Here is a 12380-nt window from a genome sequence, read left to right on the forward strand (position 1 = left end):
TTTTTGGCTAAAGGAGTTTGCCATGAAGATAACGCACCTTATTTTTACCCTGGTTATGTTAAGTCTAACAAACTTAGCTATGGCGGCATCAAGCCATGGTGCCATTGCCTCTTTTGATGAATTGATTGAAATAAGCAAAGTCATAGATCAGCCCTATAACACCCTGCTTGTGATGGACGATGACGATACCATCAGCATGATGGAATGCCCTGACAGTGAGCGACCAGATGTATGCCAATACCTTGGGGGTCCAGCTTGGTTTAATTGGCAAAACGATCAGATTAACAAGAACCAACAGCCTAGAGTGGCGGATAGTTTTGACGACCTTTTAGTGACTGCGACCTTATTATTTAATTTAAACAAGATGGTCTATAGCCAAAAAGAAGTGCCAAATGTCCTGAAAATACTCACTCAATCAGGCGTAAGATTATTAGTCGAAACTGCTAGGGGCAATACGGATATTTCAGCAACAGAGCAGCAATTCGCCGCACTCAAAATGGGAAAAATAACCACCTTTGCAACCCATTTGAGCCAAAACTCTCTGCTGTTTAATGACAGAAGTAGCAAGGCTAGTCCTTATATCCCCTGCGATATCAGCACTATGCAAGCCATTAGTTACCGCAACGGTGCCATGTATTTATCAGGGCAAGATAAAGGTGTGAATTTAAAGTGTTTGTTAGATGAATTCAATCAGCAAGTAAACGCCACTAAGCTAACTAAAATTATCTTTATTGACGATACACTCGCCAATGTCATCAGTGTCCATAAAGCCTTTAAAAATAGCCCTGAATATCAGGTAAAAGCCCTACACTTTACCGCCTTAGAAAAGCATAAAGCGGCACTGACAAAGGGCAAGTTTGCACGTCAGCACCAGCAAAATGCGACCAATAAGTGGAATATGATAAAGGATGTTTTAAGCACAGAATTAAAAAAGCCAATGCTATAATACCTTGGAGCGTTCAGTACTCTGAACGCTCTGCTTAGGTCTTTTTAGGCTCTTTTTTCAGATACATGATACAAGCGATAAAAGGCAGCTTTGCAATGATAAATTAGACAGTCGTCAAAATTAGTTGCCAACCGCATCTTGTTTTTTCGCTAATTTATGGCCCTCATCACTGACTCCCATTTTCCAATAACTACTGATATAAATATGATCTTTTGCGACTTTTTTCTCTTTTAAGAAGTAGTCCCTTAAGAGGCGCATAGAACTCATTTCACACGCACTCCAAATAAAGCCTTCCCCTTCTAACCAAGGCAAGGTCACTACTTTGTCCACCAGCAAGGTATTAACATTTTCTTGATCTGGGTTGATAACGCAGACAAGCTCCACCCCTTCTGGCAAGTCTAAATTAGGCTTATCTTCCAAGGATAAAAGCTCAACAACGAGATAACCTTTAGCATCTTGAGGCAGGCGTTCAACTATCACACTTAAAGCTGGTAGCGCAGTCATATCTCCCACTAAAAAGAACCAATCCGAATGGGTATCAGGCAGTTTGACCACACCTGGTCCAATCAAAGAAACTTGGTCACCAATAACACAAGATAACGCCCAAGCTGAAGCGGGTCCATTATCACCATGAGCCACAAAGTCTAGATCTAAGGTTAAGGCTTCTTTATCAAAGTAACGTACTGTATAAGAACGCATTCGAGTCTTGCCTTCACCATTAGCATCTAGGTCTGTTGGATCTTGAAATAATAGCTTTATATAGCCACCTTCAGCCCCTTCAGGAAAGTCACTAAGCGCTTCCCCTTGTAGCTGAATACGTATCATATTGGGAGTTAGCTGTGTTTTTGCATTGACAGTTAAAAGACGAACTTGACGCGCAGACATAATACTTCCTAATTTAGAGCTTGTTTTAATCCAGTGAGGGAGCAAATTAGCAACTTTTTTACCCCACATCAAAGACCCTCTCATCATTAATACCTATACCATAGCTTAAAGCGCTAGGCTTGTTATAAGTGAATTATACAGAAAAACCTAAATGAGAATAAGAATCAAATAAGAAATAATAATGAGTGAAAGCATCCTTTTTTGAGATATCTGTTATACCTGACATTGGGCATAGAAACCCGCTGGCAAGACGAGTTAAATATTTATCTTCTCGTGATACTTTTAGGGACTTTTTTCATGACACTTTTCATGACCCTTTTAATGACAATAGAATCTGACACTTTTATAAAAGTCAGGCAAGGTCATACAAAAGTCATCACTTTAGGCTTAGACTTAGCGTCTTCATTAAGTATTTTTTAACATTCATGACACAAAAAGGGAAAACCATGTCAAACCGCATAACGATAGAAATTAATAACCATATCGCTCAGGTAAGGCTTAATCGAGCGGATAAGTATAATGCTGTCGATATGAATATGATTTACGGCTTAATTGAAGCCGCACAAAATTTAAAGCAAAACACCCAAGTCAGAGCCATCGTGATTGCCGGTAATGCCGGTGTATTTAGCTCAGGATTAGATATCCCCAGCATCATGGCCCAACCAAACAACATTACTAAATTACTCACCACCGAAGAAGGCCATGACGCCAACTTAGCACAAAGGTGCGCTCTTGATTGGCACGATTTAAAAGTACCCGTAATCGCGGCTCTTGAAGGGTATGTTTATGGCGCAGGACTACAAATTGCTATGGCTGCTGATATTCGTATCGCCCATAAGGAAACCAAGATGTCTATTATGGAAATCAAATGGGGCTTAATTCCAGATATGTCTTTAACGGCCACTGTGCCTCACTTTGCGCGTCAGGACATCATTAAAGAACTCACCTTTAGTGGTCGCGAATTTAGTGCTGAAGAAGGCTTTGATTATGGCTTGGTCACTCGTTTAGAAGATAACCCCATTGCTGCTGCAACAGCATTAGCCGAACAAATTGCGGGGAAAAACCCTGACGCAATTCGAGGTGCTAAAAGCTTATTAGAACAAGCATGGCATCAAGAGCGTTCAGAATCCCTTGCCCTTGAGGAAAAAATTCAACGCACTATTATCGGTTCGAAAAACCAGCTTGAAGCCGTACAAGCTAACCTAGCCAAACGGAAACCTAAATTTCAGGATAAGGAATGAAGAAAGGCATTTGAGGTAAGAAACAGAAAAAATAGTATACAAGACAAAAAAGACCGCCTTTTAGGCGATCCTTTTACGTTATCTTAGGTGGAATTAAACGTTAAAGTCTCCCATTGTTTGGGTCAAGGATTGTGCATGGCCCAACACTTGTTTACTTGCCAAGTGAGATTGCTCGGCATTACTACTTGTACTTTGAGCTGCATTAGAAATATTGCTGATGCTAGAGGTAATGCCATCACTCACTTCTGCCTGATGATCCATAGAAGAAGCTATCTGAGTTGCCATATTTGAAATATTAGTAATGGAGCCTGAGATACGAGAAAGCGCTTCGCTTGCTTGCTCTGCATGCGCCACACTGGCATCAGCTTGTTCACGACTTTGCGCCATCACACTAACGGCTGCATTCGACCCTTTTTGTAGCTCAGTGATCATGTTTTGGATTTGTTCTGTCGATTCTTGCGTTCTCCCTGCCAAGGTTCTTACTTCATCAGCAACAACGGCAAAACCTCGACCCTGTTCGCCAGCACGTGCCGCTTCTATTGCAGCATTAAGTGCCAGCAAGTTAGTTTGCTCAGCAATACCTCGAATAACATCTAGGATACTGCCAACATTTTCAGTATTTTGCTCAAGAGACACTAAGGCCTCAGAGGCCTCACTCACCCCTTTTGCCAAGTTGTTAATCGACTCCTTGCTTTCATTTACAACTTGCTCAACTTGTTTAGCATCATCATCGGATTGCTTCGCGGCAAGGGCTGCACTTTCAGCATGATTCGCCACATCTTTAACGGTCAGCTGCATCTCAGATATCGCTTGCGTGATATTGTCAGTTTGCAATTGCAGTTTTTCCATGCCTTTACTGGTTTCAATAGAAGCATAAGTCATCTGCTTACCTTCACTAGACAACTGTATCGCTTTATCGTTAGTTTCTATGATGAGGTTATGGATACCCGCAATAAAACGGTTAAAACTACGTGAAATATCTGATAACTCATCTTTGCCTTCTTCAGACAAACGTAAGGTTAAATCCTTAGCGCCATCGGCAATATTACTTAAAGACTGATCAAGTTCATGTAAGGCCGGTAGAATACGACGTCGTAAAAACAGAATCGAACCGATAATCACAACACCACAAATTAAGCTACTAATCAGCGCAAGAGAATGCGTGCTTTCATTAACGCTAATAACTTCTTTATCACCTTCATCTAAGGCAATTAACAACTCAGTTGCAATAGCATCTAACGAGTCTGCTAATTGGGCTGATTTATCATCGAAACCACCTGCACCTTTCATCAAATCATTACCGGCTTCGGTACCCTGTTCAATATAGGTATAAGCCATTTTCACACCTGCGGCGTACATGGTATCAAGCAGGCTGGTTAAGGCTTTTATTTCAGAGGATCGCTCTGGCAACAATTTTTCCAAAGCATTAAAACTAGCCATAGCACCAGCTTTACTATCTTCTGCTTCAGCAAGAGCTTCATCGTTTCGTGTTGCGCCAATATCGGTTAAAAACTGCTGCACTTGCACGACATAATAACGAGCATCTTTTATTCTTGCGACAGATTCAGAAATTAATGCCTGCTGTCTCATCACATTCTCATTTCGCTCTAACCCTTTTTCGGTAATGGAAAATAATGCCACTAACGAAAGCAAAACTACTGTGATCACGATACTAATCAGCCGATTAATTGTCATACCTAAACCTACTCATAAAATGTTTATTATTAGAAATTACTATTCATTTTGAACAAAGCTTTTACCCTTATTCAAAAGCCTAAACTGCACTAAAGCGGAAAAATACGCTCACATTCATCTCCTTTAGTATTTATAAAATCTAACGCCCCAACCTTAAGGTTTTATTAAAAACTTAACAGTTATCAATAATTCATATTGATAACTTTTTATTCACACACCTTCATTCAAGTGTAAAATCAACTCATTAATCACTCTCGTTATTCATCAAGCCAGATAGCTGCAACAATAATAAGGAAGATAAAATGCAACTTGCCATTGCCTGCACAGACAGAACCGGAATCGCTCAAGATGTGCTTGATATCTTAGCGCACCAAGATATTGATCTGACTGGCATCGAAATTAATCATGAGCAAGGTGGGTTTTTCTTAAGTACCGAACAAGTTGCCTTAGCAAGCATGCAAACTGTGATGGCAGAAATTCGTAAAGTAGAAGGGGTAAAAGATGTTAAAACGACCTCCTACTTACCCATGAGCCATAGTTTATATGAGCTTGAAAACATCACGGATCAACTCAATGAACCGCTTTTTAGCATGGACCTAAACGGCAAGCGAGTCATGAGTAATCAAGCTGCAAATACCCTTTTCTCTTGGCCTTTAGAAAAAACCAAGCACAAAATAGATTGTTTAGCCTTACTGCAACTGACCGAGCTCCCCTCACAATACGGTCACCCTAGCTACCAAAACCTGCAATTTAATCAGCGCCCTTTTTTAGCGGAAATAAGGCTAATACAGCAAAAGCAGCTGGACAGCCATTATCTAGTACGCCTACTAAGCCCCAAATATTTATCCAACTGCTTACATCAGGCCCAATCTAACCCCGTGAATCCAGAGCCTTTACAGGCTGTCAGCCTTAAAATGCGCAAGCTGTTAAAAGTCATTGATGTTGCCACCCGCTCTGAAGCGCCTTTACTGATTAGCGGAGAAACAGGAACAGGTAAGGATTTATTAGCCACAATGAGCCACAACCAAGGCTCACGCAAGGAGCAAGCGTTTCTCGTGTTAAGCTGTGCCACCTTACCTGATAATGTGGCAGAAAATGAACTCTTTGGTCATGCCCCCTTCGCTTTTTCTAATGAAGATGAAGAAGGCAAAAAAGGCCTATTACAACTCGCCGACAAAGGCACGCTGTATTTAGATGAAGTCGGTGACATGTCTGCAATACTTCAGGTCAAATTACTACGTTTTTTAGAGCAAGGTAAATTTCGACGAGTTGGGGATGAAAAAGAGATTCAAGTGGATGTTCGCATCATTTGCGCCACCCAACATGATATTTTAGATAAGGTACAAAGTGGCGAGTTTAGGCAAGACCTTTATTATCGACTCAATGTCCTAAGTGTAAATCTGCCGCCTTTAAGAGAGCGTAAAGAAGACATCATTCCATTAGCAGAGCACTTTGTTCATACCTTTTGCGCAGAACAAGGTAAACCCGCTTTATCCCTGTCTGAAGACTGTTGCCAAGCCCTTATTAATTACCCTTGGCCAGGTAATGTTCGTCAGTTAAAGAATGTCTTATTACCAAGCGTCAGCATGGCACAGAACACCTTAATTGACGCAAAAGATCTCGCGCTCCCTCAATATCAACCAACACAAGATGTCCAAAAGCTAAATCTCACCGAGTTTGAAGGCAGTCTAGAGCAAGCAATGAAACAATATGAATGTCAGCTACTTAAGAGCCTTTTCCCCAGTTATCCAAGCTCACGCTTGTTAGCAAAAAAGTTAGGTTTGAGTCACACAGCCATTGCTAACAAGCTCAAGGAACATGGTATTAATAAACACAGCATCTCTTAGCCTTTAGTTGCTAATGCCAAACAGGCACTCAGAGCCGAGCATTTAGCAACTAATGCCAAAGCAGGCATTAACGCTTGCCACAATAAGCAAAAACCACAAGCTTAACAAAGGCGGCATAAAACTATCTGTCTCAATTAGTTTACGCCAAACGTAAAGCATTATTTACACCCTAAATCTTCATCTAGCTTAGGTTGAGGGTCTTTTATCCGTGAGTTTTTCAGACAAGTTTCAGCCTTAATTCAAACACCTACCCCTTATCTAGCTCATTTTCTGATCACTTTTTAATCTTGTGTAACCTTTTCTTTACAGCCTACTGTTTTTTTATCCCCTGTCGACCTGATTCACATCACTTTTTTTTTGCTCATAAATTCGGTTTATTTAGGGCAACGAAAGCAAAAACAAAAACAAAAACAAAAACAAAAGATTGCAGGAGATAGACATGAACACGGCTTTAAAAATTGATTACAGCATCAACCCACTAGGTACAGATGGATTTGAATTTGTTGAGTACACAGCAGCAGATGAAAAAGGTATCGCTGACCTTAAAGCCCTATTTGTTTCCCTTGGTTTCACCGAAGTGGCCAAACATAGATCCAAAGAAGTTTGGCTATACCGTCAAAACGATATCAACTTTATTGTTAACTCAGAGCCAAACTCTCAATCAGAGGCCTTTGCTCGTATCCACGGCCCCAGTGTTTGCGGCATGGCATTTCGTGTTAAAGATGCCAGCCTTGCGATGCAACATGCCCTTGCCAATGGTGCGAAAGAATTCAGCGGCAACCTAGGTGCGATGGAGCTTAAACTGCCTGCGGTATATGGCATAGGTGAAAGCACACTCTACTTTATCGACCGTTACGGTGATAAAAGCATTTATGACGTGGATTTTAATTTCTACGAAAACTACCAAGAGAAAATGCTATCTCATCAAGCAGGCTTATACGAAGTTGATCACCTCACTCACAACGTGATGCGTGGCAATATGGATCATTGGGCAGGCTTCTATGAAAATATCGGTAACTTCCGTGAGATACGTTACTTTGATATTGAAGGCAAATTAACTGGACTAGTAAGCCGCGCCATGACCAGCCCTTGCGGTAAAATTCGTATCCCTATCAATGAGTCTTCAGACGATAAATCTCAAATCGAAGAATTCCTAAACCAGTACAATGGCGAAGGTATTCAACACATCGCCATGTCTAGCTCAGATATTTATGAAACGGTACGCCAACTTAAAGCGGGCGGCCTTAAGTTCATGAGCACACCGGATACTTACTATGCCAAGGTAAATGACAGGGTTGTCGGCCATGGTGAAGATTTAGAAAAGCTACAAGATTTAAACATCTTAATCGATGGCGCACCTCTTAAGGATGGCACCTTGCTGCAGATCTTTACGGATACCGTAATAGGCCCAGTTTTCTTTGAAATCATTCAACGTAAAGGTAACGAAGGCTTTGGCGAAGGTAACTTTAAAGCCTTGTTTGAAAGTATCGAAGAGGACCAAATTCGTCGCGGGGTATTAAACGATGCGTAAACCTGCGAGCTTTCCTCACAAGGAAGGCATTACCTCAAATCAAGCCCATGCGGACTTTCCCGAAGAGGCGATTTATGAGCGAGAAGCGGGACGCAGCGGTTTTTTTGGCCCTGCAACCCAGTTCCATCATAAACATGCGCCAACGGGTTGGAGTGAGTGGACTGGGCCATTAAAGCCCAGAGCATTTGATCTCAATAAGTTGGATCTCACCAGTGCTAACCCTTGGCAGCAAAAGCCTGTGCTTAGTAATGCCCACTGCAAAATGCGCATGTGGCAAATCGACTCTAGCATGGACTATTTAGTCAGTAATGCGGATGGGGATGAATTGCTATTTATTCATCAAGGCCAAGGTATTATCTGGAGTGATTATGGCCACCTTGAGTTTAGTGAAGGGGATTATATTGTCATTCCACGTTCAACTAAATGGCGGTTAGAGCTAGCTGAAGCGGCACACATCTTAATGATAGAAGCCACTAACGATAGCTATCAACTCCCTGAAAAAGGGCTTGTGGGCAAACATGCGATTTTTGATCCTGCTGTCCTGCGTATTCCTGCGATCAACCAAGCGTTTTTGGATCAACAGGATGAGAACACATGGCAAGTTGAGATCAAACGACATAATCAGGTTTCAACGGTTACCTACCCTTTTAATCCATTAGATGCCCAAGGCTGGCATGGTGATTTAAGTGTATTAGCCATTAACTGGCGTGAGATTCGTCCATTAATGAGCCACAGATATCACTTACCCCCCTCTGCCCATACGACTTTTGTGGCCGAGCGTTTTGTGATTTGTACCTTTTCGCCTCGCCCTATAGAGAGTGATCCTGGCGCCTTAAAAGTGCCTTTTTATCATAACAATGATGATTATGATGAAGTGCTTTTCTACCATGCGGGTGACTTTTTTAGCCGTGACAATATCGATGCCGGCATGATGACATTTCATCCAGCAGGTTTTACCCATGGCCCTCACCCCAAGGCATTTAAAGCAGGGCGAGAGCATAAGAAGAAATTCACTGATGAAGTCGCGGTGATGATAGATACAAGGGATTCTCTAGAAATTAGTGAGATAGCCCATCAAGTAGAAAACGCGAATTATGTTTATAGCTGGCAAGAAAAATAATCAAAAACGACCGCCTATTAACAACCCTATTGAGAGACGATGATTTAGGCCAAATCTTTGGTCTAGATCTAAGAATAAAGGTTAACCCTATGAAACTAGCCACATTAAAAAATAACCGCCGTGACGGTCAGCTTATCATTGTTAGTCGCGATTTAAGCGCTGCAGTGGATGCCAGTGATATCGCGCCAACTCTGCAAGCAGCGATTGATAACTGGGATGAAATTAAACCCAAACTAGAACACAGATATGTTGCCCTATGCCAAGGCGAAGCCGCCAATAGCTTTGCTTTTGATGCCAGTGCTTGCGAATCTCCTCTACCAAGAGCTTATCAATGGGCCGATGGTAGCGCTTATGTCAACCATGTTGAATTAGTGCGCAAAGCAAGAAATGCCGAAATGCCAGAAAGCTTTTGGCATGACCCCCTTATGTACCAAGGTGGCAGTGATCAGTTTATTGGCCCCTATGACGACATTCAATTAACCGATGAAGCTTGGGGATTGGACTTCGAATCTGAAATCGCTGTCATTACCCAAGACCTTGCTATGGGCGCCAACACTCAAGCGGCCACCGAGAGCATTTGTTTGTTCATGCTAGTCAATGATGTTTCTTTGCGGAATTTGATTCCGGGGGAATTGGCAAAAGGTTTTGGCTTTTTCCAAAGTAAGCCTTCAAGTGCCTTCTCTCCCGTTGCAGTGACACCCGATGAACTAGGCGAGGCTTGGGATGGTAAAAAGCTTCATCTTCCTTTAGTCACCCATTTAAATGGCGAGCTATTTGGTAAACCAGAAGCAGGTGTCGATATGACTTTCGACTTCCCAACTTTGGTTAGCCATGCAGCCAAAAGCCGTCCTCTAGGGGCAGGTTGCATTATTGGCTCTGGCACAGTATCAAACTACGATCGTAGTTTAGGCTCTAGCTGCCTAGCGGAAAAACGCATGTTAGAAACGATCGAGTTAGGCAAGCCAGAGACCGCCTTTATGAAAGTAGGTGATAAGGTACGCATCGAGATGTTTGACCCAAAAGGTAACAGCATTTTTAGTGCCATAGAGCAAAATGTGGTGGCCTATAAACCCGCCTAATACTGGCATTCGAGTTAAGGGATAGTTTTGGCTGTCCCTTTTTTGCTTATTAAGTACCTTCTTATCTCAAGGCAGTAAAACATGCTTACTCTCTATGGCTATTGGCGCAGTTCGGCTGCATATCGCGTTAGAATTGCCCTTAATCTTAAAGGTTTGGATTATCAGGCTAAATCGGTTCACCTGATTAAAGAGGGTGGCCAGCAGCATTTTGAAGATTATCAAGCACTCAATCCCGCTCAACTGGTGCCAACACTAGTCGATGGCGATTTTACCTTAAATCAGTCAATGGCGATTTTGCAGTATTTAGACGATGTTTACCCTCAGCATCCTCTTCTGCCTGAGGATAAAATAGAAAAGGCTAAGATCTTAGCTTTTGCATTAGATATTGCTTGTGAAATGCACCCAGTTAACAATTTGAGAGTACTACAGCATCTCAAATCACCATTGGGACACTCGCAAGAAGAGACTGAGAACTGGTATAGACACTGGCTTAAAGTAGGCTTTGATGCATTAGAGACACGTTTAGCTGCTCATGGGAGCAAGTATTGCTTTGCTGATCACATCTCTATGGCAGACCTAGCACTGGTCCCCCAAGTGTATAATGCCATCAGATATCAATTAGATATGAAAGCTTATCCTAAGATTTTAGCTATTTATGAGAATTGCTTGGCGATAGATGCGTTTTTTAAGGCAAGTCCAGAACAACAAGAAGACGCACATTAGCTTTTTAAACTTAGCAAACACAAAAAAACCGCCATTCTTGTGAGTGGCGGTTTTTCTTTTCCTTTAAAGAGGGTTTAGTCTTCTAAAGGAACAACCTTACCAATATAAGGAAGGTGACGATAATTCTGAGCGTAATCAATACCCACACCCACAACAAACTCATCAGGGATAGGAAAGCCTACCCACCTTACATCCACTTCCACTTCGCGGCGTGACGGTTTGTCTAATAAAGTACAAATATTGATTGAGTTGGGTTCACGAATAGATAAAATTTCGCAAACCTTATTCAGGGTATTACCGGTATCGATAATATCTTCAACAAGGAAAACATCCTTACCTTTAATATCATCATCCAAATCTTTTAGGATACGAACATCGTGAGAGGTGGTCATATCATTGCCATAACTTGAAGCAGTCATGAAATCAATTTGATGGGGAACATCAATAGCGCGTGCAAGGTCTGCCATAAAGACAAAAGAACCACGTAGCAAACCCACCATCACTAGGTTGCTGCTGTCTTTATAGTACGCACTAATTTCCTTACCTAATTCATTAATTCTTTGCTGAACGTCCTGTTCAGAAATCATCACATCAACGCGGTGTTTCATTGCTTCTCCACTGATAACGAGGCTGGCCATCATTAAGTTGTGTATAAAGTTTTAGGGGAGACACGATAAGTGGAACCACTTGATCGCATCGTTTCTATTCTAACACCGCTAGAAACTTTTGTTTCTGCTAAATCCCTATTTTCTGATCAATAAATTTCATCATGCAAGTTACTAAAATGAAAATAACTCGACTTCAATCCTCTTCATCCTCGTTCTCTTTGGCGTGCCAAAAGTAATGTTTATAATGGCTGTTTTCCACATACCCTAAACCATCATAAAGGCTTTGGGCGATCAGGTTATGTTCGCCTGTTTCTAACTCTATGCCCTTAGCGCCTGTTTCTACCGCATAGGCATGGGCAAATACCATCAGCTCTTTAGCACAGCCTTTGCCTCTTACGCTGACACGTACATACAGGTCATTCAAGATCCAATACTTTTCTAAAGAAACCGAGCTAAAGCCTTGATAAAGTGTAATAAAACCAACTATCTTCGTTTCTTCAAGTGCGAGGATAAACACCGCATCCTGATGCTTAAATCGCGCCTTTAACCAAGCTTCACTATCACTCAAGCTTGCTAAATTATCTAAGCTAATAGAAGTGCTACGATATTCGTGAAAAAGCACAGCTAAGGCTTCCAGCTCATTTTCTCTTGCTAAACGATACTCCATACATACTCACTTATTTATGTAGAATAACCTCTTGTACA

Annotated in this window: 11 protein-coding genes; 7 read left to right on the top strand and 4 right to left on the bottom strand. The window is 41.7% G+C overall.

Translation table 11 applies throughout. From position 1 onward, the window contains the following. Window positions 1-22 precede the first annotated feature (22 nt). Window positions 23-946 (top strand): DUF2608 domain-containing protein, encoded by a 924-nt coding sequence (locus MED121_RS04295; RefSeq protein ID WP_009832388.1) that lies wholly within the window; start codon window positions 23-25, stop codon window positions 944-946. Window positions 947-1066: 120 nt separating this feature from the next. Here the strand turns inward: MED121_RS04295 and MED121_RS04300 are convergent, their stop codons facing one another. Continuing rightward, window positions 1067-1831, bottom strand: coding sequence for a siderophore-interacting protein (locus tag MED121_RS04300; protein WP_036179339.1), 765 nt, complete (start codon window positions 1829-1831; stop codon window positions 1067-1069). A 446-nt stretch (window positions 1832-2277) separates the two neighbouring features. Between MED121_RS04300 and MED121_RS04305 the strand changes: the two genes are divergently transcribed. Then, a complete protein-coding gene (locus MED121_RS04305; RefSeq protein ID WP_036178699.1) occupies window positions 2278-3072 on the top strand; it encodes a crotonase/enoyl-CoA hydratase family protein in 795 nt (264 codons plus the stop codon). 93 nt (window positions 3073-3165) lie between these two features. On the opposite strand, the gene MED121_RS04310 is transcribed toward MED121_RS04305, so the two are convergent. Then, on the bottom strand, window positions 3166-4767 hold the full coding sequence (locus MED121_RS04310; protein ID WP_009832392.1) for a methyl-accepting chemotaxis protein: 1602 nt from the start codon (window positions 4765-4767) through the stop codon (window positions 3166-3168). Window positions 4768-5069: 302 nt separating this feature from the next. On the opposite strand from MED121_RS04310, the gene MED121_RS04315 reads away from it, so the two are divergent. From MED121_RS04315 to maiA, 5 genes are all read left to right on the top strand, one after another. Beyond that, window positions 5070-6614 carry a sigma 54-interacting transcriptional regulator gene (locus tag MED121_RS04315; RefSeq protein WP_009832393.1) on the top strand — a complete coding sequence of 515 codons (1545 nt, stop codon included), beginning with the start codon at window positions 5070-5072 and terminating at the stop codon, window positions 6612-6614. A gap of 439 nt (window positions 6615-7053) precedes the next feature. Continuing rightward, window positions 7054-8145, top strand: a complete 1092-nt coding sequence (gene hppD, locus MED121_RS04320; RefSeq protein WP_009832394.1) for a 4-hydroxyphenylpyruvate dioxygenase — start codon at window positions 7054-7056, stop codon at window positions 8143-8145. Further along, on the top strand, window positions 8138-9265 hold the full coding sequence (locus tag MED121_RS04325; protein WP_009832395.1) for a homogentisate 1,2-dioxygenase: 1128 nt from the start codon (window positions 8138-8140) through the stop codon (window positions 9263-9265). Before hppD ends, MED121_RS04325 begins: the two co-directional genes overlap by 8 nt. Window positions 9266-9354: 89 nt before the next feature. Continuing rightward, on the top strand, window positions 9355-10344 hold the full coding sequence (locus MED121_RS04330) for a fumarylacetoacetate hydrolase family protein (RefSeq protein WP_009832396.1): 990 nt from the start codon (window positions 9355-9357) through the stop codon (window positions 10342-10344). Between the two features lie 81 nt (window positions 10345-10425). Beyond that, complete coding sequence (gene maiA, locus MED121_RS04335) at window positions 10426-11067, top strand: maleylacetoacetate isomerase (protein WP_009832397.1); 642 nt, start codon at window positions 10426-10428, stop codon at window positions 11065-11067. Between the two features lie 74 nt (window positions 11068-11141). Here maiA and hpt read toward each other — a convergent pair whose 3' ends face one another. Together hpt and MED121_RS04345 are read right to left on the bottom strand one after the other, a co-directional pair. Beyond that, a complete protein-coding gene (hpt, locus tag MED121_RS04340; protein ID WP_009832398.1) occupies window positions 11142-11675 on the bottom strand; it encodes a hypoxanthine phosphoribosyltransferase in 534 nt (177 codons plus the stop codon). A 193-nt stretch (window positions 11676-11868) separates the two neighbouring features. After that, window positions 11869-12342 carry a GNAT family N-acetyltransferase gene (locus MED121_RS04345; RefSeq protein WP_009832399.1) on the bottom strand — a complete coding sequence of 158 codons (474 nt, stop codon included), beginning with the start codon at window positions 12340-12342 and terminating at the stop codon, window positions 11869-11871. Window positions 12343-12380 lie beyond the last annotated feature (38 nt).

It is taken from the genome of Marinomonas sp. MED121, from assembly GCF_000153025.1.
Classification (GTDB): Bacteria; Pseudomonadota; Gammaproteobacteria; order Pseudomonadales; family Marinomonadaceae; genus Marinomonas.